Raw genomic sequence first — 24828 nt, forward strand, 5'->3', positions numbered from 1 at the left:
CGCTCAGCGCAGGGCGTTGCGGATCTGGGCCGAGGCGTCGCGCAGATAGTCGATGAAGGACCGCAGCGCCGGGTTGGGGTTGGTCGGCCGGACCGCCGCCCCGATCCTGCGGTAGAGCCTCGGGCCGTCCAGGCGGCACACCTGGATGCCCGAGGCGCCCTGCGCGCCGAGACTGGGCACGAGGGCGACCCCCAGCCCGGCCCTGACCAGCCCCAGCGTCACCTCGTAATGGTCGCTGCGGCAGCGGATCGTCGGGTTGAACCCCTCAAGGGCGCTGGCCCGCTCAAGGACCGAGACCGGGGTGTCGGTGCCGTAGGTGGTGATCCACGGCTCCTCGGCCAGGTCCGCCAGCCGTACCCGCGGGCGCTGGCCCGCCGGGTGGCCGAGCGGTACGACGAGCAGCTGTGGCTCGTCGAACAGGTGGGTGACCTCGACCCCCTCCGGGGCCTTCCACGGGTCGAGGGCGTGCTCGAAGACCACCAGCACGTCCAGGGCGCCGCGCTCCAGGTCGGGCAGCAGCTCGTGCGGCTGGCCGAGCACCAGGTCCAGCTCGACGGCGGGATGACGGGCGGTGAAGGTCGACAGCGCCAGCGGCAGCAGCCGGTATCCGGCGGAGGCGAAGAACCCGATCCGCAGCTGGCCCGCGTCGGCCCTGGCCTGGGCCAGCAGGTCCTTCTCCGCCGCCTCGATGATGTCCAGGACCTCCTGGGCCCTGGTCGCCAGCCGCCGTCCCGCCCCGGTCAGCCGCAGGCTCTGCGCGCCCCGCTCGACCAGGCCGACACCCGCCTCCTCCTCCAGCTTCGACAGCTGGTGGGACACGGCGGACGGCGAGAGCCGCAGGACACGCGCTGCCCCGGCTATGCTCCCGGTCCTGAAGACCTCAAGGAGCACCCGCAGGCGTTGACTGCTCAGCACGTTTTCAGTATCGGCGCAGGCAGGGGGTGCCGAGCACGGGGCGCAAGGACCGGAAGGTGAGACGAGAAGGTGAGAAAAAGGGGCGGAGACGCCGACCCCCGGCTCCTCGACCGAGGAACCGGGGGGACGCGAAGGGCGCGGGCCGGGTCAGGCGCTCTTGCGGCGCTGTGCGCGCAGGATGGCCAGGCGCTCGTTGAGGACCTCCTCCAGATCCTCGATGGTGCGGCGCTCAAGTAGCATGTCCCAGTGGGTCCGCGGGGGCTTTACCTTCTTGGTCTCCGGCAGTTCTCCGTCCACCCGTAGCGCCGTCGCACCGCACATCCGGCACTCCCAGGTCGCCGGGATCTCCGCCTCGGCGGCGAGGGGAACGTCGAATCGATGGCCCTTCGGGCAGGTGTAGGACACCTCCTGGCGCGGGGCCAGATCGGTGTTGCGGTCGTTCTCGTAGCTGGTCGCCCCGAGTCGGGTACCGCGTAGCGCACGCTCGCCCATGTCTCAATGCCTCCTGAGGGCCCCGTCGTGAGGGGTTCGTCTCCCACGGCGTACAACGCTTGATACCGTGTGTGGATTCCCACACCCGGGGTGATCCAATCGCGCCTTCTTGACCCGGTCTGCGGAGAGAGCCGTTCTCGGGCCGTTCAGATGCGCTCGGGAACCCTGTTGCCCGCGGCCCTGATCGCCTTCGGCAGGTTGATCGCTCCCAGCGCCACCAGGCCGACCAGGAAGAACACCAGCAACGACAGCACGCCGAGCCGGTAGCTGTCGGTCAGCTGCAGGGCCACGCCCAGGGCGAAGGAACCGAGAAACGTCGAACCCTTGTCGCTGATCTCGTAGAGGCTGTAGTACTCGGCCTCCTTGCCCGCCGGGATCACATGGGAGAACAACGAACGCGACAGGGCCTGGGTGCCGCCCATCACGATCGCGATCGCGAAGGCCAGCGCGAAGAACGGCAGCGCCGAGCCCCTCGGCAGGAAGTAGGCCACGCCGACCACGGCCATCCAGGCGACCAGCGCGCTCATCACGACCCGCTTGGCCCCGTAGGAGGAGGCCAGCCTGCCCAGCAGCAGGGCGCCGCCGAAGGCGACGAACTGCACCATCAGGATCGCCGCGATCCGCGAGGTCTGGCTCAGCCCCAGCTCCTTGTCGGCGTAGGTGGCCGAGAAGGAGATGACGGTCTGCACGCCGTCGTTGTAGATCAGGTAGGCCACCAGGAAGGCCAGCGTCAGCGGATACCTGCGCAGCTCCGCGAGCGTACGGCCCAGCTGCCTGAAACTGCCCGTGACGACCGTGCCGTGCGCCCCGGCCGCCGATCCCGGGTTGCGCAGCCTCAGCATCGGGATGATCGTGAACCCCGCCCACCACAGGCCCGCCGAGGCCAGGCAGATGCGCACGGCGTCGGTCTCGGAGACGCCGAGGGTCTCGTGCCCCAGGAAGAGCGCCAGGTTGAGGGCCAGCAGCAGGCCGCCGCCGAGGTAGCCGAAGCCCCAGCCGCGCGCCGAGACCCGGTCGCGTTCGTCGGCGGTCGAGATCTCCGGCAGGAACGAGTTGTAGACGACGAACGCCGTCGAGAACCCCAGGCTGGCCACGATGAACAGCACCCCGCCCAGCAGGTATCTCCCGTCGGAGACGAACCACATGCCGACCGTGGCCCCGGCGCCGACGTAGGCGAACAACCCCATGAGCTCCTTCTTGCGCCCGGTGTGGTCGGCCAGGGCCCCGGCCACGGGCATCAGGATGATCTGCAGGACGGCCGCCGCCCCGACCACGAAGGAGTAGTAGGCGCTGGGCCGTACGTCGAACCAGAGCACCGGCACGTACGGCCTGCCCCCGGCGGCGTTCTCGGCGATCGTCGTCAGATAGGGGCCGAGGAAGACGGTCAGCACGGTGGAGTTGAAGGCGGAGTTCGCCCAGTCGTAGAAGTACCAGCCGCGCTGCTGCCTGCGGCGGGCGAGGGGGGATTCCTCGACGGCCTGTCCTGCGGTCATGGGCGTCCTTTGCTCACGGGGGGACGGGGGGTCGTGCGCTCACGGAGAGAGGGGTCAGGCGGCGCCGGGGTGCCACTGCCCTCGGGCCTGGAGCACCTCGCGCAGGCCGGAGATGTTGTCGGTCATCACACCGTCCACCCCCAGGTCGAGCAGGCGCTCCATCTCCCGGGGGTCGTTGACGGTCCACACGTGGATCTGCATGCCGAGGGCGTGCGCGGTGCGCACCAGCGCGGGCGTGGTGACGCGCAGCCCGCGAAAGCCCAGCGGGACCTGCGCGCACGGCACGCCCGCGCGGGCCAGCCGGGCCAGCAGGCGGCCGTAGCCCGAGGTGGTGGCCGCGGCGCGCAGGGCCGCGACCCCGCGCGGCCCCAGGGAGGAGCAGACCGGCCTGCCGACGGCGGCGCGGGCGCGGGCGAGCCGCTCGTCGGAGAAGGACGTCAGGCAGACCCTGTCGTAGGCGCCGGTCCGCCTGATCGCCTCGGCCAGCGGGGCGATGGCCGAGGCCTCCTTGACGTCGATGTTGAAGCGCGCCTCGGGCCAGGAGCCCAGCAGGTCGTCCATGAGCGGGATCTCGTCGACGCCGTCGATCCGCGCCTGACGCACCAGCCGGTACGGCAACTCGGCGATGCGGCCCCGCCGGTCGGTCACCCGGTCCAGGGTGTGGTCGTGGAAGGCCAGCAGCACCCCGTCCGAGGTGGCGTGCGCGTCGGTCTCCAGGTAGGTGTATCCGAGCTCGACGGCGCGGGCGAACGCGGCGTGGGTGTTCTCCCGGCCCTCGGCCGCCCCGCCCCGGTGGGCGAAGGCGAGCGGGCCGGGATGGTCGAGGAAGGCGTAACGGGGCTGCACGTGCAGGAGTATGCCCGTTACGGGCACGGCCCGTCATCGCCGGAAGCTGAACGTTCGGGAACCACCCGCCTCCGGCGGGCCGCTCACTGCCCTCCGGTCACCCCGCCCCCGGCCGGGAGCCCGGCCCACTCCCTGCGGCGCACCTCGGCGACCGCGATGGCGGTCGCGACCGCCACGTTGAGCGAGCCGACCCGGCCGACCTGCGGGATGTAGCAGACGGCGTCGGCGGCCTCAAGCAGCGCGGGGGAGCAGCCGTGGTCCTCCCCGCCGACCACCAGGCACACGTCACCGTCCAGCTTGGCCTCGTGCAGCGGTACGGCGTCGCCGGTCAGCTCGATCGCGACCACCGTGAACCCCTCGGCCCTGGCCGCCCGCACCGCCTCCGCCGAGGGGACCGGCTCCTCCCAGGCGACCAGGCGGTCGGTGCCGAGGGCGGTCTTCTGCGCCTTCGGGTTGGTCGGGGGAGTGGCGTTGCCCGCCAGCCAGATCCGGTCCACACCGAACGCGGCGGCCGTACGGAAGATGGAGCCGATGTTGAACGGGCCGGTCACCGACTCGACGATCAGGGCCAGGCGTCCCCCGGTGTTCCTGCGCCAGGTGCGGTTGAGCCGCTTGACGTCGGTCGGCCGTAGCTGCCTGCGCGGGTTGGCGGTCATCGGTCGTTCACCGTTCCTCGTCCGTTGTCGTTCTTCGTCTCGCCCATCGGCCCGCTCACCGCTCCTGGTCCGCGGGGCGGGCGCCGACCCGGAGGATCCGGTAGGAGGAGCGGGAGGCGGCGCGCTCGGCGGGCCAGCCCTGATCGTTCAGCCAGCGCTGCAGGGAGTCGGAGCCCAGGTGCTTCTGGACGACCAGATGGGCCTGGCCGTCCGGGGTCAGCCGGGACAGCCAGCGGGCCAGCATCTCGTGCAGCGCGGCCTTGCCGATGCGGATCGCCGGGTTGGACCAGATGGCGGAGAAGCGCACCTCGGAGGGGACCTCGTCGACGTGCACCGACCTTACTTTGTCAAGGGCGGCGGTCCGGGCGTTCCTCGCACACAGCTCGACCGACCTGCGGTTGACGTCCACGGCCCACACGGTCGCCTCAGGCGCGCGTGAGGCCATCGTCAGCGCGATCGGCCCGTAACCGCAGCCCAGGTCGAGCAGGTCGCCCGTCGCGGGCGGGGCGGGCACGCTCTCCAGCAGGATGCGGGTCCCCTGGTCGACCCGCTCGGGGGAGAAGACCCCGCTGTCGGTCTCAAGTCTCAGGTGCAGGTCGGGGAGCACGAGCGTGACCGAGCCCGGGCGGCTGGCGGTCTGGGGACGCTCCTCGAAGTAGTGGGCCACGTCGTAGAACGTTACCAACGGTGGAGACCCGGTCAGGGCAGCCGTGATCCCAGCAGCCCCGCCGTCACGGCCACCAGCAGCCCGGTCACGATCGCCGCGACCACGAACCACTGGCTGACCTCCTGGTTGACCGTGCGGTAGCCCAGCGAGGTGCCGATCTGCTCGTACACCTCCCGCAGCTGGCTGCCCGACTCCGCCTCGTAGGCCCGTCCCGAGGTGCCCTCGGACAGGGACTGCAGGGTGGTCTTGTTGACCGGCACGTTCACGTCGCGGCCGTCGATCGAGACGGTGCCCTCCTGGGTGCCGTAGGCGATGGTCGAGACCGGCACGCGCGCGTTCATCGCGGCGTCGATGGCGTCGCCGACCGAGCGGCCCGAGGTGTTGTCGCCGTCGGACAGCAGCACGATCGCCGCGGGCGGCGGGTCGGTGACGGCCTGCTGGTCGAAGGAGCGCAGGGAGTCGATCGAGCTGAAGACGGCCTCGCCGATGGCGGTGCCGGCCCTGGTGGTGAGGTTGCCGATGGAGGTGACGACGGCCTGGTGGTCGGTGGTGGGGGAGACCACGACCGAGGCCGAACGGGCGAAGGCGACGACGCCGACGTTGAAGCGCTCGGGCAGGTCCCTGACGAACCGCTGGGCCGCCTCCTTGGCGGCGCTCAGCCTGCTCGGCGGGACGTCGGCGGCCTCCATCGACAGCGAGACGTCCATCGCGATGATGATCGTGGCGCGGTCGCGCGGAACCCGTACGGAGTCCGCGGGCCGGGCGGCGCCGACGACCAGCAGGCCCATCATCAGCAGGAACAGCAGCGGAGCCAGGTGCCTGCGCCAGTCGGGCCCGGAGGGGGCGACCAGCGTCAGCAGCGGCAGGTTGGTGAAGCGCACCGCGTAGCGCCGCCGGGCGAACTGGGCGACCACATAGCCCGCGACGAGCAGCGCGAGCACCGCGAACAGCCACAGCCACGCCGGTGAGAGGAAGGTCATCTGGCCGCTCCGGGGACGATGGACCGGTGCGCCAGGTGGGCCGTGCGCCGCTGCCGCAGGACGAAACGGGCGATGTCCGCCACCCAGTCGCGGTCGGTGCGCAGCACCAGGTGCGAGACCCCGCAGCGCCGCAGCGCCACCGCGGTGGCCTCCCGCTGGGCGGCGGCGGCCCGCGCGTAGGCCGCGCGGACCCTGCCGGTCAGGCGGATCCTGCGGGCGCGGCCCGTCTCCGGATCGGTCAGGGTGACCAGGCCGACCGGCGGCAGTTCGAGTTCACGCGGGTCGATCACCTCGACGGCCAGCACCTGGTGCCGGGCGGCCAGGCGGCGGATCGGCCGTTCCCAGGGCGGCTCGGCGCCGGGATCGAGGACCGGGGCGGCGTCGAGGAAGTCGGAGACCACCACCCGCAGGCCGCGCCGCCGCCGCGCCGAGGCCAGCACCTCGATCGCCTCGGCCAGGTCGGGGGCGTCCGCGACGGGACGGCCCCTGGGCGCCTGGGCCAGGGAGTTCAGCAGGCCGTACAGGGCGGGCCTGCCGCCTCTGGCGGGCATCCGGTGGACGTACTCGTCGTGCAGGACGTAGGCGCCGAACCGGTTGCCGATCCGGCTCGTCAGGAAGCCGATCGCACCGACCGCGGCGACCACCAGGTCCCTCTTCTCCATCGTGTCCGTGCCGAAGTCCATGCTGGGCGACAGGTCGGCCAGCGCCCAGGTCTCCAGCTCCCGGTCGGCGATCAGGTCGCGCACGTGCGGGACGGTCGTGCGGGCGGTCACCGCCCAGTCCATCCTGCGGATGTCGTCCTCACCGGGGACGTAGACCCTGCTGTCGCCGAACTCGCCGCCGGGGCCGGGCAGCAACCCCTGGTAGGAGCCGTGCAGCAGGCCGTCCAGGCGTCTGACGATGGTCAGTTCGAGCCGTCGCAGCGCCCGCTCCGAGGCGCCGGTGACGCCCGTCACCGTGAGTCCTGGTTCCACACGACCAGGGGCGGGGGCACGGCGGCCAGCACCCGCCCGACCACGTCCTCGGGGTTGACCCCGTCGGCGAGGGCGTCGAAGGTGAGCATCAGGCGGTGGGACATCACGTCGGCGGCCACGTCGCGGACGTCGTCGGGCAGCAGGTAGTCACGGCCCCGCAGCAGGGCCAGGCCACGGCCTGCGGCGACCAGGCCGAGGGTGGCGCGGGGGCTGACCCCGATCTCGATGTCGTCGGCCAGCTCCGCCAGGCCGTACTCGGCGGGGGAGCGGGTGGCCATCACCAGCCGGACCACGTAGTCGGCGACCAGGTGGTGCACCGACACCTGTTCCGCGGCGGCCTGCAGCGCGATCAGCCGGGCCGGGTCGAGCACGGTCCTCGGCTCAGGCGGGGTCACGCTCATCCGGTGCAGGATCTCCAGCTCCTCGTGGGCGCTGGGGTGGGCGACCCGGATCCTGAACAGGAAACGGTCGCGCTGGACCTCGGGCAGCGGGTAGACGCCCTCGGACTCGATCGGGTTCTGGGTGGCCAGCACGATGAACGGCCTCGGCAGCCGGTGGGTGCGTCCCGCGAGCGTCACCTGGCGCTCGGCCATGACCTCAAGCAGCGCCGACTGCACCTTGGCCGGGGCGCGGTTGATCTCGTCGGCCAGCAGGAAGTTGACGAACACGGGCCCGAGCTCGACGTCGAACTCCTCGCGGGAGGGATGGTAGACCCGGGTTCCCACGATGTCGCTGGGCACCAGGTCGGGGGTGAACTGGATGCGGGCGAAGTCACCGCCGACGACGGTGGCCAGCGTCGAGGCCGCCAGCGTCTTGGCCACCCCGGGCACGCCCTCCAGCAGGCAGTGGCCACGGGCGAGCAGGGCGACGAGCAGGCGTTCGACCATGTGCTCCTGGCCCACGATGACCCGCCGGACCTCGGCCAGGGCCTCGCGCAGCAGTCCGGCGTCGGTCTCGCTCGGCAGTTCTTCCGCGACGGTCATGTTGACATTCCACCAAATGAAGTGCCGGGTCGCACGGCTGGTCGGGTGCCCATTTCCCGTTCCTACCCACAACGCGGTGCCCGTGTGGACGAGGGGACGTCCGCGCCGTGTGCTTTCATGGCAGGCGTGGCCAGTCCGCTTCAGCACGGTGACCCGCCCCACCTGGGGCCCTTCGTGCTGCGGGCGCGGCTGGGGGTCGGTCCCGCCGGGCTGGTCTACCTCGGGCAGGGCTCCGACGGCAGGCAGGTCTCGGTCGCGGTGCTCACCAGGGGCGCCGCGCACGACCCCGCGGCCCGCGACCGCTTCGTCACCGGCATCCGCGAGGCGGCGGCGAGCCGTTCGGGGATGCGGGGCTGGATGGTCAGGGCGGCCCGCGGCCGTACGGCGGTCGCGGACACGATGCCCCAGGTTCTGGCGATGGACGGCGGAGACGCGCCGTGGGTGGCGACGCCGTACGAACCGGGCAGGGCGGGGGCGGAGCGCTTCCTCGAACCGGTGCTGGTGCGCGGCACACTGATCGGCGAGCGGCACGGCCCCGACTTCGCGCCGCACTGGGTGAGCGATCGATCGCCCGCGCTGCCCGCGCCGCCGGTCGGAGCGCCGCCGCCCGTCGAGACGCGTCGTTCCGTGCTTTTCGCCACGGTCACGCTCGCCGTGCTGCTGGTGCTGCTGGCCGTGATGCTGCTGGTGCTGCTGCGCAGGCAGGAGGAGGGGGCGCCGCCGCCGAGGCCGCGTCCGCAGACGACGTTCGTGCCGACTCCGCCGCCGGTTCCCGCGACGACCGAGCCGGGGCAGCCGACCCCCTCGCCGTCCCCTTCGGAGAGCGGCGGTGGCAGGCCGGGGCCGGGGGAGGGCGACGAGGACGACGGTTCCCCCATCTGAGGCGTCCCGCCGGGTGGCTCACGGGGCCCGCGGTGTCACCTGGGGGAGACGAAGCCCGACTCGTAGGCGGCGATGACGGCCTGGGGGCGTTCGCGGGCGTCGAGTTTGGACAGCACGTCGCTCACGTGCGTCCTGATCACGTCCGTGCCGACGGCCAGTTCCACGGCGATCTCACCGTTCGACAGGCCGCGTGCCATCAGGCGCAGTACGTCCGCCTCGCGTTCGGTGAGCCTGCCGATGCCGGGGACGGTCCTGCCGTCGCCGTGCAGGGCGGCGAGGGTGCGTACGGCGGAGGGGAAGAGCAGGCGGTCTCCGGCGGCCACGGTCCTGATCGCCTGGACGAGTTCGTCGGGGCGGGTCCGTCTGAGCAGGAAGCCGCTCACCCCGGCTCGCAGCGCCTCGTAGACGAGGTCGTCGTTGCCGAAGGTGGTGATCACGATGATCTTGGGGGGTTCGGGCGGGGAGAGCAGGTGCCGGATGGCCTGGACGCCGTCCACCGCGGGCATCCGCACGTCCATGAGCACCACGTCGGGGCGCAGTTCGCGTGCGGCGGTCAGGACCCCGGCGCCGTCGGCCGCCTCGCCGACCACGGTGAGTCCGGGTTCGGAGTCGATGATGATCCGCAGCCCCGTGCGGGTCAGGTCCTCGTCGTCGGCGATCACCACGCGCAGGGTCATGGCCATGACCATACAGACCGCGCTCGCAGGGGCCCGCCCCGCATCGGTGGAGGTCTTTCCCGGGCCGCCGCTGTAGGGAAAGGGCAGGGCTCATCGGTGATTTACGAGCTTGCCGGGAATTGCGAGGAAAGCCGGGCTGTCGCCTTTTGGTGTGGCATGCCCGTCAAGTCTCAAGTTTGACATGAAAAGGCGTGCCGCGCCCGGTTTGTCGTGCTTGGGGCATGAAAAACCCCTGACGAGAAAAGCGCTGGCCAGTCACTCTTCGCGTCAGGGGTTGGTGCTACGTGAGAATCCTCGTGCCTCTATGACGGTGCCCGCTGTGCACATGAGCGGCCGTCACAGGCGCCTAGTTGTTGTTGCTGCTAGGGCTGAGGATGGGGATGTTGACGTCGCACAGGTTCAGGCCGAGGCCGAGGCCCAGGAGCAGGCCGAGACCCTGGTTGTTGGTGGAGCAGGTGGTCTCGCTGCTGGTGACGTCGACGTCCTGGTCGTGGCCGACGTGGAACGGCGGCACGTGGTAGGGCGACGGGAAGGGGTCGGTAGCAGCGGAGGCCGCGGTGGCCTGCGTCATGGCGGCGACAGCCAGGGCGCTTGCGACGGCCGCGCCGACGATAACGCGACGGATCATGGTATTCCTCCATGGAGACTAATGGGAAATTCTGGGCGAATCAGCGTGAGTGCCTTTCGGCTCCCTGCGGATCGCCAGGGACAATGATTGTGCATCGAGGGTCTGGATTTCAACGTTGTCGAGCAACTGGAAAGTAAAGTACTGAGGGTTTATCTCAAAAAATAGAATATGATCGTTTTGGTCCTTTGGGGACGACAGTGATATGTCATCGATGGCGCTTTTTTCTGTCTCCGGTGTATCTGGTACTGACATGTCGTAAAAGCGCGACAAACGAGCCCTTTGCGGGAATTGGTGCACGGATATTTCCCGACACTTCCGACGAGATCGACCACGTCGATCGCGTCAGGCGGCGTCCCGCACGCCGTGCGAGGCCGGAGATCGTGGCCCGCTCCGGCTGAGAGACGGGTGGAACGTGACCTGTGCCATATCCATGTCGTGGCCGTGTCGTGGTCGTACGGCAGGGCCGACGGGTGTCCTGAGGGAGTTCGGCGGACGGCCCGGGAGGGCCGCCGGCCTCCGGCGGCCGTCATCGGCGGGCGGGAAGGAGCGCGGAGGTTCGGAGATCGTGCCCTTGACGGGCGGCTTCTCAGGGAAATCCGAGGTCAAGACGCCCCGATTTTTCCCCCGAAAAGGTATGAATGTACTTCCTGCGGGCACGCGATCCAGAAGCCGAGCCGCCAACCGTCGAGCTTCCTCACCGTCATTGGATCGCCTATGTCTCTTCAGGGCAACGTCATCCCCATCATCCACTGGTCGCGCCGTTCTCTCTGTCTCACCGAGGACCCCGAACTCTTCTTCCCCGTCTCCACGGAGGGGCCGGGGCGGGAGCAGTACGAGCAGGCCAAGGCCGTGTGCCGCCGCTGCCCGGTGCAGCACCGCTGCCTGGAGTACGCCCTGAACACCCACCAGATGTACGGGGTGTGGGGTGGGACGAGTCCCGACGAGCGCAGGGCGGCGATGACGGCGCCCAGACGCGGGGCCAGGTGACGGATCACGGGAACGGGGCCGTACCCCTCAGCGGGGGCGGCGCGCGGCGGGGTGGGTGAGGACCCCGGCGCGGAAGGAGGGCGCGGCGTCCCCGGCCTGTCGTGACTCCTCGATCAGGGCGGCCAGCCGGGCGGCGGTGCGCTGCGAGGTGTCACCGCAGCAGACGTTGGTGAGCACGTGGGTCGTCTCCGCGCTCCGGGAGAGCGCGAGGATCCGGGAGGCCCACCGCCTGAGCTCGGCCTCGGTGTACCGGTAGGAGAAACGCTCCTCGACGTTCCCGCCCACCCACCGCGACGAGTGGCCGTGCAGGCGGACCACGGCGAGGTCGGAGGTCACGGCCGTCACCGGAGGGATCGAGGAGGGGTGTCCCTGGGGCATGTCGACGCACACGTAGGGGATGTCGTGCTCGGCGAGGAAGCCCAGGGTCGCGGCGCGGCCGGCCCCCTCCATCCAGGTCCGGTTGCGGAACTCGACACAGATCCGCATCGGCGCGCATCGGCGGGCGCATTCGAGGACGCGCCGCCTGCCGTGCTCCCCGGCGGGCAGCCACGGCGGGAACTGGAACAGCAGGGCGCCCAGCTTGCCCGCCTCGTGCAGCGGGGTGAGCGCGCCGAGGAAGCGCCGCCAGACCTCCTCGGCGATCCGCGGGCCGACGCCGTCCAGATAGAGGCGCTCCGGTACCTCGCCGAGCGTGTCCCGCAGGTCCTTGTAGAGCGCCTCGGGGCGGGTCGGGTGACCGGTGAGCAGGGAGAACGCCTTGACGTTGAAGACGAAGCCCGCCGGGGTGCGGTCCCGCCAGGCCTGCACGGTCCGCAGTGACGGCGGGTGGTAGTAGGTGGAGTCGACCTCCACGATCGGGAACCGCGAGGCGTACCAGGCCAGTCGCGCGGCCGGGGTCGAGGCCTCCTCGGGATACCAGCCCGACTCCAGCAGCGATCTGTCCGTCCAGGAGGCCGTACCGACCAGAATCCGGCCCGGGCGGGCCGTCCGGTGGATGGCGTGTGTCATGCCCCGCCCCTGCCCCCGCGCCGGCTCCTCTCACCCGTGAGCCGACCGTGAACCACCCGCCCGCCGTTCGAACGCCGTCCGGGAGGCCCTCTGTGCGACCGGTTTGCCGAAGTTTCCAGCTTTAGTGAAATGTCGCCGTTTCCGAGGGTCGGTCACTAGGGTTGCCCGGGTGGGGGCGGATACGGGGACACGGGTGTGGAGCGAACTGCGGGTTTCCTCGGCGCCGAGGGTCTCGGTGTCGATCTCGCCGAATCTGACGGCTCTGGCCGTGATCGCCGACGCGCTGGCGGGCAGACGGAGGGGGCTGCCCGAGCGGTGGCGGCGGGTGATCCAGGATTCGGTCGGCCCGCAGGCGCGTGAGGCGGTCAGGCCGCTCGGCGCGCCGGGATACTCGGTCGTCCCCGACAGCGTGGTGCCCCAGACCCCGATCGAGGGCTTCTCCGTCGCCTCGCAGGCCGAGCTGCTGCGCGCGGTACCCGAGGAGCAGCTGACCGCCGACCTCGAACAGGCCTTCGGCGAGCAGGGGGTGCCCGAGCACTGGCGCTGGGCCGCCGACCGGCCGAAACGCTGGCTGGCGGGGTACGCGGCGGCGCTCGGGGACGTGTGGGACGCGACGGGGCCGGTGTGGGCGCGAGCCGCGTCCCTGCTGGACCGGGAGGTCGAGCGGGTCGGCACCGCCGTCGTCAGGGGCGGCCTCGACGTGCTGCTGAGCTCCCTGAGCGAGCGGATCCAGTACGGCGAGGACGGGCTGCTGATCGCGGACCTGGAGCCGAGCCGGTACGACCTCGGCGACCGCAGGATGATCCTGGTGCCGATGCTGGCCGGGCGTGACGCCGTGATCGTGAAGCTGGACCACCCCGAGGTGGTGTGGATCGCCTATCCGGTCCCCGGAGCCGAGACGCTGTGGCACGGGCCCAACCCCCGGGCGGCCGACGAGCTGACGGCGCTGATCGGGCCGGTGCGCGCGGCGCTGCTGCACACCCTGGACCAGCCCGCCACGATGAGCGCCCTGGCCGCCGGGGCGGGGATGGTGCCCAGCGCGATCACCTACCACTGCGAGCGGCTGGTCGCGGCGGGCCTGGTCAGCCGCGAACGGCGGGGCCGTGAGGTGTGGATCGTCCGTACCCGCAGGGGCGAGGAACTGCTGGACCTGTTCCGGCACTGAGGCCCGCCGGGGCCGAGGCCCGCGCGATCCGTCGCGGGGGCGTGTGCGAACCTTGGCCCATGGCTACTGCGCGCTGGAACGGCGAGATCATCGCGGAAAGCGACGAGACGGTGATCGTGGAGGGCAACCACTACTTCCCGATCGAGTCCGTCTCCTCCGAGTACCTCAGGCCGTCGGAGACCACCACCGTCTGCGGCTGGAAGGGCACGGCGAACTACTACACGCTGCACGTCGAGGGGGCGGAGAACCCCGACGCCGCCTGGTACTACGCGGACCCGAAGGAGGAGGCCGCCCAGATCAGGGGACGGGTGGCCTTCTGGAAGGGCGTCGAGGTCACCGGCTGAGCCGGCTGCGGGACGGAGCGGAAAAGGAAGGGGGACGGCCGCGGTGCCGTCCCCTTTCCCATGGCCGGGCGCCGGCGCACCGGTTCAGTGCACCAGTTCGGCCTCGACCTCGTGGCCGTACAGCCAGGCGTTCTGCCGCAGCGGGTCGCCCTTGGCGAAGCCCTCGTCGCGCCTGCGCTGTTCGGGACCGTCGGGCAGGTGGTTGACCACCTCGCGCCCCCGGCTGCCGAGCTGCACCTGGGAGGCTCTCGGCTTGCGGATCTCCTCGTAGCGCAGCAGCGCCCGCGCCGCGGTCTCCGGCGTCGCCTCCCGCAGGCATCCGGCCAGGACCGTGGCGTCCTCGACCGCCTGGCAGGCCCCCTGACCGAGGAAGGGCAGCATCGCGTGGGCGGCGTCCCCGAGCAGGGTCACCCGCCCGTCGGTCCAGCGGTCGAGGGGGCCGCGGTCGTACATGGCCCAGCGCTTGGTCTCCGACGCGGCGGCGATCAGTTCCCCGAGCCGGGGGTCCCACGTCTCGAACTCCCGGGCCAGGTCCTCAAGCCGGCCGTCCGTCGTCCACGACTCGACGCGCCACTCGCCGGCGGGCACGACCGCGACGACGTTGACCAGCCGTCCCCGGCTGACCGGGTAGTGCACGAAGTGCCTGCCCGGCCCGAGCCAGATCGTCTGGGACGGCCTGGTCATCAGGGAGGGGGCGGCGTCGGCGGGGACCAGGCACCGGTAGGCGCACAGCCCGGAGAAACGCGGCGGCGCCTCGGTCACGACCGTGGGCCGTACGGTGGAGTGGATCCCGTCGGCGCCGACGACCACGTCCGCGACGGCCGTGCTCTCCCGGCCCGCCGAGTCGGTGAGGGTCAGCTCGACCTCCCGCTCGTCCTGCCGCAGGCCGGTCAGCCGCCGGTCGAGCCGTACGATCTCCTCGGGCAGCGCCTCGGCCAGCATGGCCAGCAGGTCGGCCCGGTGGGCGACGTAGCAGTCGACGCCGTACAGCTTGCGGCACTCCGCCCCCATCTTCTGGGCGAACAACACACTGCCGTCCTGCCAGCGCCGCATCTCCCAGGCGGTCTCAAGGCGTACGGCGAACTCGGCCAGCCGTTCGCCGAGCCCGGCCCTGACCAGGGGGCGCACCATGTTGGGGGCGACGATGATGCCCGCGCCGACCTCACGCAGCTCACCGCTCTGCTCGTAGACGGTCACCTCGACCCCCGCCCGGCTCAGCAGCAGGGCGGTGGTCAGCCCGCCGAGTCCCCCTCCGACGACGGCGACTCTCATCGGGCACCTCCGCTGTTCACAGGCCCCGCCAGACGGCCGAGCCCTCCGTCAACTCTGATTCTGGACGGTCCCCCGCCGGGCAGCGGCGGCAGCCCGTCGTCGTCGGAGCGCCAGTCCTGTACGGGCACCAGCCCCGGGGCGAGCAGGTCGAACGGGCCGAAGAGCGCGCGGACCCGCTCGTGCGGGCGGAAGGTCACCTGCATGGGGGTGTTCGCCGTTCCCGAGGACAGCTGTGCCCGCGCGGCGGGCGTGCTCTCGGTCATGACGTGTGAGAGCGCGAGATGGCTGCCCGGCGCCACCCGTCGGGCGAACTCCCCGACGAGGCCCTCCGGGTCCTCCTCGTCGGTGACGAAGTGCAGCACCGCGACCATGACCAGGCCGACCGGCTCGGAGAAGTCGATCAGCCGGGTGACCTCGGGGTCCTCGACGATGTCACCGGGCCTGCGGACGTCGGCCTGGACGCTCGTCACGTTCTTGCCGCCGGCCAGCAGTACCTCGGCGTGCAGCCGTACGACGGGGTCGTAGTCGACGTAGACCACGGTGGCGGACGGGTCGGCCGCGTGCGCGATCTCGTGCACGCTGGGGGAGGTCGGGATGCCGGTCCCCAGGTCGATGAACTGCCGGACGCCCTGTTCGGCCATGACCTGGACCGCTCTGACCAGGAAGTCGCGGTTGGCCCTGGCCGTCGTCCTGGCGTCGGGGGCGACCGTGAGCAGCCGTTCGGCGAAGGTCCGGTCGACCGCGAGGTTGTCCTTGCCCCCCAGCAGGTAGTCGTAGACCCGCGCCGAGCTGGGCACGGTCGGATCGACCCCCGGGGGAACACGTTCCAACTTGGTCACCGCGACTCCTCCGTCGGCGAAGGCCAGCGCGTTGATCATACTGGTGGAATTACCACTCAGGATGGCTTATCAGGACCAAGTATCCGTTCTCGCTATCCCCTTCCGTACGGCCCCGCCAACGGGCGCGGGCCGTACGGAAAGAGAGTGTTCAGCGTGTCTGGACCTGGACGGAGACGATCTGGTGTGCGGTGATCCAGGTCGAGGAGGTCGTGCCCGCCGGGGCCCATTCGCTGTAGATCGGGATGTATCCGACCTCGGCGAGGAAGTGCTTCTGCAGGACGAAGACACGGTGCTCGCCCGTGCCACCCGAGCAGTAGCTGCTGGCGGTCTGGCCGTTGATCTGGTAGCTGCAACCCGTTGGGGCCGCCGAGGCGCTCGTCGCGGTACCGGTCACCATCGTGGCGGTCAGCAGCGCGGTGGCGCAGACGGCCGAGACCCGGCTTCTGGCGTTCATGCGTGACTCCTGGGGGGTGGGCGTCGGGTGTGCCGCCCGCCTTTCCGGTCCGCGCCGGGGTCGCGGCCTTCCTGGGCGGGCAAGAAGGCGGCCCCCGGGGCGGGGCGCGCCGAAGTCGCCGTCGAAGGCGATTAGATGAGGATGATGTCGCAGGTCAGCGCGCTTATGGTTAGGAAAGTTTCTTTAAAGAAAAGATAAACCGGGTCTTGGGGGGCGTCAATATCCCGTTTGGGGGAGTGCGCGGGCCGCCGTTTTCCTGTCCGGATCGGGGGTCGTGCGGGTCCCCCGGTGACGGTGCCCGGGAGGCGGCGGGCCGTTGTGGCGGGTGCCGGCCGCGTCTGTCCCCCCGCCGCCACGTCTGGGCTGTCCGTCCCCGGATGGCCATCACTTCGGGTGATCCCCCCGGCCTCTTCTCGTGTCCGCGGGAGTCGTGAGGTCGCCGACAAGAAGGATGGAACGGTCTAGAGTGTGCTCTCCAGGCGTAACCCCTTGTATGCGGCCAGAAGCAGGGAAGGGCGAACGGCTCGGCATGGTATTACGGACCCGCCGATTCCAGCAATTCGCCCGTGGCCGAAAACGGGCGGCGCGAGATGAAAATCATCCGCGAACGCCTTGACCTGCTCGTTTACTGGAAAAAGGTGCATAGCGTGAAGTTATAGAAAACTGTGGGGTTCAACCCACTCCCGCACGGTGTCAGCTTTGGTCCAGTCCAGGCTGCCTGGTTCGTTCGGCCCGCCCGCGGCGGCATCGCACATCGCCGGTCCCTCACCGGCCTCGTCGGCGCCGTGCGCGGCCGGGAGGAGCGGCCAGGCACGACCCCCCGAAGGCCAAGGAGGCCATTGTGGACGCCGAGAACATCCCCGTCGAGGAATTCGACGAAGAGAATGACACCAGGGGCATCAGCCGTAAGACCCTGCTGAAGGCCGCCATCATAGGTGCCCCGATCCCGCTGCTGATGGGTGGGGTGCCCGCCCTGGCTCGGGACGCCAAGCAAGAGGGCAAGCTGCTCGACCCGACGCCGTTCTGTGGCAACGGCGACGCGGCCACGATCGCCCAGACCGAGGGCCCGTACTTCAAGCCGGGTTCCCCGCTGCGCGACACGCTGACCGGTCCCGGAACGCTGCTGACCGTGAGCGGTTACGTGTTCAACCGCTCCTGCCAGCCGGTCGCCAACGCGCTGATGGACTTCTGGCAGGCGGACAACGCCGGTAACTACGACAACTCCGGCTACACCTTCCGCGGTCACCAGTTCACCAACGCGCAGGGCTTCTACAAGCTGACCACGATCGTGCCGGGTCTGTACCCGGGCCGCACCCGTCACATCCACATGAAGGTGCAGGCCCCCGGCCGGGGCATCCTGACCACCCAGACGTACTTCCCGGGTGAGCCCCGCAACAGCACGGACACCATCTACGACTCGCGTCTGCTGATGAACGTCAGGACGGTCGGCTCGGGCAAGGAGGCGACCTACGACTTCGTGCTCAACTTCACGGGCACGCCGCAGACCCCCACCCCCACGCCGACCCCCACCAACAGCAGCACCCCGACCCCGACCGGCAACCCGGGTGGCACCTGGGCCGCGGGCACGAGCTACGCCGCCGGAGACGTCGTCTCCTACGGTGGCTCGAACTACCGCTGCATCCAGGGCCACACCGCCTACCCCGGGTGGGAGCCGCCGAACGTCCCCGCCCTGTGGCAGCGCGTCTGACGCGCCGGCCCGTCATGACCGGTGTCCGCGTGCGCGCGGCCACCGGTGCCGGATACTCCGGCCGGCGCACCGTGGGGCCGGTGCAGCGCGGACCGGTGGGCGGGACGGCCAGCCGTCCCGCCATGGCGGCGGTCTCCTTCCGCCGCGCGAACCCCGTAGTCACCGTGCCAGGGCGGGCGCTCATCCGGTGACACAGCGGGACGCGCGGGCGGCGGGGGACCGGCGCCGCGTCCGCGGATCGGGTGCCACGCCTGGGCGTGGCACCCGATCCCGTCGTGGTCTTCCCCGGTGCGCCCGGACCCTCCCGGGTCCGCACCCCCTTTTTTCCGGGGAACGCCGGGAGGCGGCCCGTCCGTCCAGGACGCGCCTCCCGGCGGCCAGGAAGCGGTCAGCGGTTCTGTTCGGTGACGAGGAAGGCCACGGAGCCCCCCTCGCCGATGTCCGCGTCCAGCGCCTTGTCGTCGAGCATGTCGGCGGCCGCCCGGTCCAGGAAGATCCGGGCCCCGTCCGTCTCGACCACCTTGTCGTCCGTCTCCGGGCCGTTCACGACCGACAGTGTCAGTGAGCCCGTGCCGTCCGCCTGCGAGGCGATCCGGACGCCGGTGTCCTCCGATTCCGCCACCTGAGAACTGAGGTCCCTGATCACCTGGGCAGCGGTGTCCGTCAATGTGAGCATTGTGACTCCTTGTCGGGATCTCGGGTTGATTACTCGCCCTTGCCCGCTGTGAAAGTGCCCAACCTCCTCGCCGGTCGTTATTTCCTCCGCCGTGCCGTACGAGGTCCCGGACGGGAAACCGGTGCCGAGGAGTTCGGTGGCGCTTGGCGACGCCTGGTGGCGCCCTTCACGCGCTCACCCGAACGGACGCCTCGCCGGGTGGTCGGCGAGGGTGGCATCGCTATATTTGCTATATTTAGTACATGCTAAATATGACCGATGCGCTGTCGTTCGACGGGTGTGACCTGCGTTACGGCGACAGCGGCGGTGAGGGGGTGCCGGTGGTCCTCACGCACGGCGCCGGGGCCGACCACGTGATGTTCGACGCCCAGGCCGAACATCTGCGCGTCCGGGGGTTTCGCGTCGTCGTCTGGGACATGCGCGGCCACGGCCTGTCCCAACCGGCCGCCGGCCCGTTCACCGCGGAACGGGCGCTGGCCGACCTGCGCGCGCTCATCGAACACCTGGCGCTGGACCGGCCCGTGCTGGCAGGCCAGTCTCTAGGCGGCAACCTCGGCCAGGCCCTCGTCCGGCGGGACCGCCACCTGGCGCGGGCCCTGATCGTCATCGACTCCGCATGGAACACCGGGCCGCTGTCCTGGGGCGAACGCGTGCTGCTCAAGATGGCCGCGCCGATGTTGCTGGCGCTTCCGGCCAGGCGTCTCCCGGAGCTGATGGCCAACGCCTCAGCGGTCACACCGTCCGCCCGGGCGGACGCGCGGCGCGCCTTCTCCCAGATGCCCAAGGAGGACTTCGTCCAGGTGTGGAAGGCCGCCGTCGAGCTGGTCGTCCCCGATCCCGGCTATCGCACGCCCGTTCCGCTGTGCCTGATCCGCGGCCTGCACGACCGAACCGGCAACATCGCCTCGGCCATGCCCAGATGGGCTCAGGCCGAAGGTGTCGAAGAGGTCGTCATCCCTGACGCGGGCCACATGTCCACCCAGGACAATCCGCGAGCCGTCAACGCGGCGATCGAGACGTTCCTCGACACGCTGACCCGTCAGGAGCGGTGATGGACGCCGACAAGCGCGACTCGTTCACCGTCTCGGTGGGTGACCTGCTGGCCTCCTGGAACCTGCCGCACGCCACCGGCCGCGTCTACGGGCTGCTCCTGGTGAGCGAGGAGCCGCAGTCCCTGGACACGATCGCCGCCGAGCTCTCGCTGAGCAAGGGATCGGTGAGCACCGCCGTGCGCCAGCTGGACTCCTGGGGGCTGGCCAGGACCATTCCCCAGCCGGGAAGCCGCAGGCTCCTGGTCGAGGCCGCCGGTGGAATCGCGTCCTTGCTGGAGGCCAGCCACGCGCGCGCCGGGACCCTGATCGCCGCCCTGCGAGAAGGAGAGGACCTGGTCGGCCCCGGTCCCGCGCGACGGCGGCTCCAGGACGTGATCGGCCTGTTCGAAAGTTATGTCGACGTCGGAAACCAGATGCTCACCGCGTACCGCAGGCAGCGGGAACGCCGGCCGTGAGCTCCGGCGGGTCGTCCTCGCCGGACACGTGGGGGAGGGGCACCCGTCCCGGGGGAGGCCGGGGGACACCGGGGAACGCTGTGGGGCGGCTGCGGGACAATGGTGCGCATGCGTGCGAGTCGCCTGCTGTCACTGCTGCTGCTTCTGCAGACCCGGGGGCGGATGACGGCCACCGAGCTCGCGGGAGAGCTTGAGGTCTCGATCCGCACGGTCTACCGGGACGTCGAGGCGCTGTCGTCGGCGGGTGTGCCGGTCTACGCCGACCGGGGGCCCGCCGGGGGATACCAGCTGCTGGACGGCTACCGCACCCGCCTCAACGGCCTGACGGCACAGGAGGCCTCCTCGCTGTTCCTCGCGGCGCTGCCGGGGCCCGCGGCGGAACTGGGCTTGGGGGAGCTCGCGGCGAACGCCGAGCTGAAGCTGCTCGCCGCACTGCCGCCGGAGCCGCGTTCCCACGCCACCCGGATGCGCGAGCGCTTCCACATGGACGTCCCCGGGTGGTACCGCGACGCCGACGAGACCCCTTTCCTGGCCGACGTCGCGGAGGCGGTCTGGGAACAGCGGCCGATCCGCATGACCTACCGGCGCTGGGGGCCTCGCGAGGTCGTACGGCTGGCCCAGCCGTACGGCCTGGTGCTCAAGGGCGGGACGTGGTACCTCGTGGCGGCGGCCGACGGGGGAGGCCCGCGCACCTACCGCGTGTCGCGGATCGTGACCGCCGAGATCCTCGACGGCCGCTTCGAACGGCCCGAGGGCTTCGACCTGTCCGCGTTCTGGAGGGACTACTCGGCCGAGTTCCGTGCCCGCATGCACACCGGGCACGCCCTGGTGCGGGTCGCGCCGGAGGCGACGAAGATGCTCCGTTACGCCGTCGGCGCCGAGATCGTCGACACCGCCCTGGCCGACGCGGAGCCGCCGGACGAGCGGGGCTGGACCACACTGCTCCTGCCGACCGAGTCGACCAGGCACGCCCACTGGCTGCTGCTGCGAATGGGCGCGGACATCGAGGTGCTCGAACCGCCCGAGCTGCGCGCCATGATGACCGAGACGGCCGCCGGGCTCCGCGACCTGTACGGTTCCCGGGGGGAGCCCGGAGAAGGCGTCTGAACAGCGGAAACGCCAGGAGGAAAAACCGTCGCCCATCGCAGGGTCGCTGCCCTACTCTGTCCGGATGCCGAAGCCTTTCTCCCCCGCCTTTCCCATTCGCACCGCCCGTCTGATCCTGCGCCCCTTCACCCACGACGACCTGGAGGAACTGCACGTCATCCGGTCGCTGCCCGAGGTCGCACGGTACGTGCCCTGGGAGCCGGGTGACCTGGAGAAGACCGCCAAGGCGCTGGAGGCCAGGATCGGGCAGACGACGCTGACCGAGGAGAACCAGCCGCTCACCGTCGCGGTCGAGGTGGCCGAGACCGGCGAGCTGATCGGCGACGCCATGTTGTTCTGGGTGAGCGAACAGCACCGCTGCGGAGAGGTCGGCTACGTCTTCCACCCCGCCCACCACGGCAGGGGATACGCGACCGAGACGGTCATGGCCCTGCTCGAACTCGGCTTCGACGGCCTGGGCCTGCGCCGGATCATCGGCCGTCTCGACACCCGCAACGAGGCGTCCGCCCGGGTGCTGGAGCGCGTCGGCATGCGCCGTGAGGCCCACCTGGTGGAGAACGAGCTGTTCAAGGGGGAGTGGACGGACGAGTTCGTCTACGCGATCCTGCGGCGCGAATGGGAGTGCCGGTAGGACCCGTGCGACCAGGTACACCCGTTCAACGGATCTTTCCGTGATCGTCGGGCGTACGTGGTCGTGATCCGGATTCGTGAGGGTCGCGGCGGCGCGGCCGACCGCTTCGCGAGAGAGCCGGACGCCGCGTGCGCCATCCCGGCGCGCCCCCGGGCTGCTTCGGCGACGGAGGAACCGCAGGTCGAAACCCCTCGAAGTCAGACTCTGAGCAGCCCCGGCGGGGCACGCGGCAGACGGATGCAGGGTGCGCCCCGGTCATCGACGCCTGGTGTTCGCTGGACCGAGCTGTCGCGTGGGAAGCGGTTCGCCCCGGGCGAGGGCGGGTGTGGTCAGCCGACGCCTTCGACGATGCGGAAGTCGCGCTCGACGCCGTCGGGGAGGGCCACCAGCGCCTTCTGGTAAGCCTCGCTCTCGTATGCCGCGACGGCCTGTTCAAAGCTGTCGAACTCGATCAGAACGACGCGTTGCGTGATTCCGGCCTCGTGGGCGATGACTCGACCGCCACGGGACGGCAGGAGGGACAGGTTGCGCCCGCCCCCAGCCTGGACAGCCAGACCGGCCAGCTTGTCGTAGGCGGTCAGCCTCTCAGGGTCGGAGACGGCAGGGTAGACACTGACCCAGTAGCCCTTGGCCATGGAAACCTCCTGTGTTCGGCCGGACACGTCCGACTTCGAATCGGCACTCGGATCGATCGATCCCGGCGGCGGGTACCGCGGCCGGTCGAATCGCCGTACGCGCAGGTTAGGGCTTGATGTGCGGCCGGGGGAAAGACCGGTCCGGGATAGACTCAGAACGGATCGTTATCAATCGGCAGGGGGCACATGGCGCCGGACACGGTGAGCCTGCGGTACTTCCTGGTGCTGGCACAGGAGCTGAACTTCACCCGCGCGGCCGCACGGATCGGTATCGCACAGCCCGCGCTCAGCGCCCGGATGCGCCGACTGGAGGCGGAACTCGGTACGGCCCTGCTGGTCCGCAACACGCGTAGCGTCGTGTTGACCACGGCCGGGGCGGCTTTGGCGGAGTCCGCGCCGCCCGCGCTGGCGGCACTGGACCGGGCATGGGACACCGCCCGGAGCGCGGCGGCCGGTGAACTGGGCACGCTGCGCATCGGATACAGCCTCACCGCCGGGGCCGAGACGGCACCGGCCCTGGTGGACAGGCTCATTCGCAGCAGCCCGGGGCTCAAGGTCGGCGCGGTCCCGATGGCGACACCGGAGATCTGCCCCGCGGTCGCCGACGGCCGCATCGACGCCGGGATCACCCGCGGTGAACAGCCGGGCCGTGGCGTGCGCCGGTTCCTGCTGCGGCGTGAGCGCGTCGGGGTCCTGCTGGCGCGGCACCATCCGCTGGCCGAACACCCGGAGATCGAGATCGCCGACGCGGCCGCGTATCCGCTGCGGCTCCCGGACCGTGCGGCCAACCCCGTGATCTACGATCAGCTGTCCGCGCTGTTCCGAGACATCCGGCCACACCCCCGGTTCCACACGCCCGCGGTCACTGTCGACATGTCTCTGCGCGACCTGCGCGACGGGGCCACCCTCGCCCCGGGCGGAGAAGCCGCGGTCACGGCACAACCGGCCGGTCTCACCTGGCGACCGCTGCGGGGCGCGCCCAGCCTGACGATCCACCTGGTCCTCCCACGTGAGCCGTCGCCGCTACACCGCCGCATCCGTGCCGTCGCCAAAACCCTGGCGCACGAACTGCACTGGCTGCCGGACTGACGCGCGAGAGGTCAAGCGAGACGGACGCCTGCGGTGGCGGGGCCGGAGACCTTGCCCCGTCCGCTGACCCGGCTCAGTCCTCGATGCCCGGGTTCGCCGCGAGGACGTGGTCCCTGAGCCGCCTGAGGCGCGGCAGGAAGTCGCGGACCCGCAGCGCCCGTTCGCGCAGCCCGGCGGCGGAGCCGACGCCCAGGTCCTCGGTCAGGTCGAGGAAGCCGGGCATGAACGCCTCGGCCGCCCCGGGGCCGCCGTGGGCCAGGATCTTCAGGCAGCGGGCGTAGGTCGCGGCGATCCAGAAGACCGCCTCCCGATGGTGCCCGCGAGCCAGAAGGTCGTGGCCGCCGCCGACCGCGATCGGCCGCGCCGCCGCTGTGACGTCCGAGGCGAAGGGGTACGGCGTCGCGGGCCCGGCGGAAGCGGCGTCGAAGGCCCGTGTCATCGTCCCCAGGTGGTGCGCCACGCGTTCCGGGGTCAGATGCGCGCAGCCGAGCAGCGCGAGCAACTCCTCGTGGGCCTCCGGTCTGCCGTACTCGATCAGCAGCGCCCGTGCCGCCAGGTAGCGCAGCCGTACGGTGGGATTGCGCAGCCCCGCGGTGAGCAGGACATGCGTGGTCACACCGGTCGGGAACAGCCAGCCCGTCACCCGGTCGTACGGCGGAGCGGAGACGTCGAGTGCCGCGAGCCCGTCGGTCACCCTGCGCTCGGCCTCCTCGCAACGCCTGACGACCCACCTCCGCCTGGCGTAGTCCCCGGCGGCCGCGGCCCGCAGCGCGGTCAGGGCACCCGTGGGGTCGGCCAGGACCGTCTCTCCCCGCAACGCGCCCGCGAGGTGGTAGGAGGCCAGGATCTCCTCACCTGAGGGCATCGGTTCCCAGCCCAGATAGGTGACTTCGAGCAGGGCCCCGCCGTAGCGGAACTTGCCGGGCTTGCGGGGGGTCCGCCTGGCCGAGAGGACGACCATGACGTCGACGTCGGAGGAGGGGGAGAGCTCGGCCTCCGCGGGCAGCCAGGCCGTCGACCCGCTGAGGAAGGCGCCCGCGAAGTCAGGGATGTCCGAGGAGTGTTCGGCGACCCACCGCTCCGCCACCGCTCGTGCCTCTCCAGCGTTCACCGGTTCATCTTATTGATTTACTTTGTAAAGGCGTCGGCTCCGGACGAAGCCGTCACAACGGAAACCACAAATAAACTGGCCTTGAGGCCGGGAAGCTGGAGG

The 24828-nt window shown here is 70.9% G+C and carries 28 protein-coding genes; 10 read left to right on the top strand and 18 right to left on the bottom strand.

Annotated features, from left to right (window positions below):
• Nucleotides 1–3: 3 nt before the first annotated feature.
• From ACFOYY_RS38970 to ACFOYY_RS39010, 9 genes are all read right to left on the bottom strand, one after another.
• Nucleotides 4–915 carry a LysR family transcriptional regulator gene (locus ACFOYY_RS38970; protein WP_386196302.1) on the bottom strand — a complete coding sequence of 304 codons (912 nt, stop codon included), beginning with the start codon at nucleotides 913–915 and terminating at the stop codon, nucleotides 4–6.
• Nucleotides 916–1062: 147 nt separating this feature from the next.
• Nucleotides 1063–1407: an RNA polymerase-binding protein RbpA gene (locus tag ACFOYY_RS38975; protein WP_352013273.1), complete on the bottom strand. Its 345-nt coding sequence runs from the start codon at nucleotides 1405–1407 to the stop codon at nucleotides 1063–1065.
• A gap of 146 nt (nucleotides 1408–1553) precedes the next feature.
• Nucleotides 1554–2900 carry an MFS transporter gene (locus tag ACFOYY_RS38980; protein WP_352013274.1) on the bottom strand — a complete coding sequence of 449 codons (1347 nt, stop codon included), beginning with the start codon at nucleotides 2898–2900 and terminating at the stop codon, nucleotides 1554–1556.
• Between the two features lie 54 nt (nucleotides 2901–2954).
• Nucleotides 2955–3746 (bottom strand): glycerophosphodiester phosphodiesterase, encoded by a 792-nt coding sequence (locus ACFOYY_RS38985; RefSeq protein ID WP_352013275.1) that lies wholly within the window; start codon nucleotides 3744–3746, stop codon nucleotides 2955–2957.
• 83 nt (nucleotides 3747–3829) lie between these two features.
• A complete protein-coding gene (locus ACFOYY_RS38990) occupies nucleotides 3830–4402 on the bottom strand; it encodes a TrmH family RNA methyltransferase (protein WP_386196305.1) in 573 nt (190 codons plus the stop codon).
• Between the two features lie 55 nt (nucleotides 4403–4457).
• Nucleotides 4458–5069 (bottom strand): class I SAM-dependent methyltransferase, encoded by a 612-nt coding sequence (locus ACFOYY_RS38995; RefSeq protein WP_362783870.1) that lies wholly within the window; start codon nucleotides 5067–5069, stop codon nucleotides 4458–4460.
• A gap of 32 nt (nucleotides 5070–5101) precedes the next feature.
• Nucleotides 5102–6049, bottom strand: a complete 948-nt coding sequence (locus ACFOYY_RS39000) for a VWA domain-containing protein (RefSeq protein WP_352013278.1) — start codon at nucleotides 6047–6049, stop codon at nucleotides 5102–5104.
• Nucleotides 6046–7005: a DUF58 domain-containing protein gene (locus ACFOYY_RS39005; RefSeq protein ID WP_362783874.1), complete on the bottom strand. Its 960-nt coding sequence runs from the start codon at nucleotides 7003–7005 to the stop codon at nucleotides 6046–6048. Before ACFOYY_RS39005 ends, ACFOYY_RS39000 begins: the two co-directional genes overlap by 4 nt.
• Nucleotides 7002–8006, bottom strand: coding sequence for an AAA family ATPase (locus ACFOYY_RS39010; protein WP_352013280.1), 1005 nt, complete (start codon nucleotides 8004–8006; stop codon nucleotides 7002–7004). Before ACFOYY_RS39010 ends, ACFOYY_RS39005 begins: the two co-directional genes overlap by 4 nt.
• A gap of 117 nt (nucleotides 8007–8123) precedes the next feature.
• On the opposite strand from ACFOYY_RS39010, the gene ACFOYY_RS39015 reads away from it, so the two are divergent.
• Nucleotides 8124–8888 (top strand): hypothetical protein, encoded by a 765-nt coding sequence (locus ACFOYY_RS39015; RefSeq protein ID WP_386196308.1) that lies wholly within the window; start codon nucleotides 8124–8126, stop codon nucleotides 8886–8888.
• A 35-nt stretch (nucleotides 8889–8923) separates the two neighbouring features.
• Here the strand turns inward: ACFOYY_RS39015 and ACFOYY_RS39020 are convergent, their stop codons facing one another.
• On the bottom strand, nucleotides 8924–9565 hold the full coding sequence (locus ACFOYY_RS39020; protein WP_386196309.1) for a response regulator transcription factor: 642 nt from the start codon (nucleotides 9563–9565) through the stop codon (nucleotides 8924–8926).
• A gap of 346 nt (nucleotides 9566–9911) precedes the next feature.
• Entirely contained in the window at nucleotides 9912–10193 is a 282-nt protein-coding gene (locus tag ACFOYY_RS39025) for a hypothetical protein (protein ID WP_352013283.1), read from the bottom strand.
• A gap of 714 nt (nucleotides 10194–10907) precedes the next feature.
• Here ACFOYY_RS39025 and ACFOYY_RS39030 point away from each other — a divergent pair.
• A complete protein-coding gene (locus tag ACFOYY_RS39030) occupies nucleotides 10908–11180 on the top strand; it encodes a WhiB family transcriptional regulator (protein WP_352013284.1) in 273 nt (90 codons plus the stop codon).
• A 27-nt stretch (nucleotides 11181–11207) separates the two neighbouring features.
• On the opposite strand, the gene ACFOYY_RS39035 is transcribed toward ACFOYY_RS39030, so the two are convergent.
• Entirely contained in the window at nucleotides 11208–12188 is a 981-nt protein-coding gene (locus ACFOYY_RS39035) for a DUF72 domain-containing protein (protein WP_386196311.1), read from the bottom strand.
• 169 nt (nucleotides 12189–12357) lie between these two features.
• Here ACFOYY_RS39035 and ACFOYY_RS39040 point away from each other — a divergent pair, with 169 nt between their 5' ends.
• Complete coding sequence (locus tag ACFOYY_RS39040; RefSeq protein WP_352013286.1) at nucleotides 12358–13353, top strand: ArsR/SmtB family transcription factor; 996 nt, start codon at nucleotides 12358–12360, stop codon at nucleotides 13351–13353.
• Nucleotides 13354–13412: 59 nt separating this feature from the next.
• On the top strand, nucleotides 13413–13697 hold the full coding sequence (locus ACFOYY_RS39045; RefSeq protein WP_352013287.1) for a DUF427 domain-containing protein: 285 nt from the start codon (nucleotides 13413–13415) through the stop codon (nucleotides 13695–13697).
• 84 nt (nucleotides 13698–13781) lie between these two features.
• On the opposite strand, the gene ACFOYY_RS39050 is transcribed toward ACFOYY_RS39045, so the two are convergent.
• The 3 genes from ACFOYY_RS39050 to ACFOYY_RS39060 form a co-directional block, all read right to left on the bottom strand.
• Entirely contained in the window at nucleotides 13782–14969 is a 1188-nt protein-coding gene (locus ACFOYY_RS39050; protein WP_352013288.1) for an FAD-dependent monooxygenase, read from the bottom strand.
• A complete protein-coding gene (locus ACFOYY_RS39055; RefSeq protein ID WP_386196314.1) occupies nucleotides 14966–15808 on the bottom strand; it encodes an SAM-dependent methyltransferase in 843 nt (280 codons plus the stop codon). Before ACFOYY_RS39055 ends, ACFOYY_RS39050 begins: the two co-directional genes overlap by 4 nt.
• Nucleotides 15809–15956: 148 nt before the next feature.
• On the bottom strand, nucleotides 15957–16262 hold the full coding sequence (locus ACFOYY_RS39060) for a hypothetical protein (RefSeq protein ID WP_352013290.1): 306 nt from the start codon (nucleotides 16260–16262) through the stop codon (nucleotides 15957–15959).
• Between the two features lie 841 nt (nucleotides 16263–17103).
• On the opposite strand from ACFOYY_RS39060, the gene ACFOYY_RS39065 reads away from it, so the two are divergent.
• Nucleotides 17104–17970: a dioxygenase family protein gene (locus tag ACFOYY_RS39065; RefSeq protein ID WP_386196316.1), complete on the top strand. Its 867-nt coding sequence runs from the start codon at nucleotides 17104–17106 to the stop codon at nucleotides 17968–17970.
• 388 nt (nucleotides 17971–18358) lie between these two features.
• Here ACFOYY_RS39065 and ACFOYY_RS39070 read toward each other — a convergent pair whose 3' ends face one another.
• Nucleotides 18359–18646, bottom strand: a complete 288-nt coding sequence (locus ACFOYY_RS39070) for a Fe-S cluster assembly protein HesB (protein ID WP_352013292.1) — start codon at nucleotides 18644–18646, stop codon at nucleotides 18359–18361.
• A gap of 251 nt (nucleotides 18647–18897) precedes the next feature.
• On the opposite strand from ACFOYY_RS39070, the gene ACFOYY_RS39075 reads away from it, so the two are divergent.
• From ACFOYY_RS39075 to ACFOYY_RS39090, 4 genes are all read left to right on the top strand, one after another.
• The gene (locus ACFOYY_RS39075; RefSeq protein ID WP_386196318.1) at nucleotides 18898–19698 is read left to right on the top strand and encodes an alpha/beta fold hydrolase; all 801 of its coding nucleotides are present in this window, start codon (nucleotides 18898–18900) and stop codon (nucleotides 19696–19698) included.
• A complete protein-coding gene (locus ACFOYY_RS39080; RefSeq protein ID WP_362783896.1) occupies nucleotides 19698–20153 on the top strand; it encodes a GbsR/MarR family transcriptional regulator in 456 nt (151 codons plus the stop codon). The genes ACFOYY_RS39075 and ACFOYY_RS39080 overlap by 1 nt, the downstream gene beginning before the upstream one ends.
• A 108-nt stretch (nucleotides 20154–20261) precedes the next feature.
• Nucleotides 20262–21260: a helix-turn-helix transcriptional regulator gene (locus ACFOYY_RS39085; protein WP_386196320.1), complete on the top strand. Its 999-nt coding sequence runs from the start codon at nucleotides 20262–20264 to the stop codon at nucleotides 21258–21260.
• 64 nt (nucleotides 21261–21324) lie between these two features.
• A complete protein-coding gene (locus ACFOYY_RS39090; protein ID WP_352013296.1) occupies nucleotides 21325–21891 on the top strand; it encodes a GNAT family N-acetyltransferase in 567 nt (188 codons plus the stop codon).
• 329 nt (nucleotides 21892–22220) lie between these two features.
• Here ACFOYY_RS39090 and ACFOYY_RS39095 read toward each other — a convergent pair whose 3' ends face one another.
• Nucleotides 22221–22526, bottom strand: a complete 306-nt coding sequence (locus ACFOYY_RS39095) for a DUF1330 domain-containing protein (protein ID WP_386196322.1) — start codon at nucleotides 22524–22526, stop codon at nucleotides 22221–22223.
• 186 nt (nucleotides 22527–22712) lie between these two features.
• On the opposite strand from ACFOYY_RS39095, the gene ACFOYY_RS39100 reads away from it, so the two are divergent.
• Nucleotides 22713–23615 carry a LysR family transcriptional regulator gene (locus ACFOYY_RS39100; protein ID WP_386196324.1) on the top strand — a complete coding sequence of 301 codons (903 nt, stop codon included), beginning with the start codon at nucleotides 22713–22715 and terminating at the stop codon, nucleotides 23613–23615.
• A 73-nt stretch (nucleotides 23616–23688) separates the two neighbouring features.
• On the opposite strand, the gene ACFOYY_RS39105 is transcribed toward ACFOYY_RS39100, so the two are convergent.
• Nucleotides 23689–24726: a hypothetical protein gene (locus tag ACFOYY_RS39105; protein ID WP_386196326.1), complete on the bottom strand. Its 1038-nt coding sequence runs from the start codon at nucleotides 24724–24726 to the stop codon at nucleotides 23689–23691.
• Between the last annotated feature and the right edge of the window lie 102 nt (nucleotides 24727–24828).

Source organism: Streptosporangium jomthongense, from assembly GCF_042650425.1.
Taxonomy (GTDB): domain Bacteria; phylum Actinomycetota; class Actinomycetes; order Streptosporangiales; family Streptosporangiaceae; genus Streptosporangium.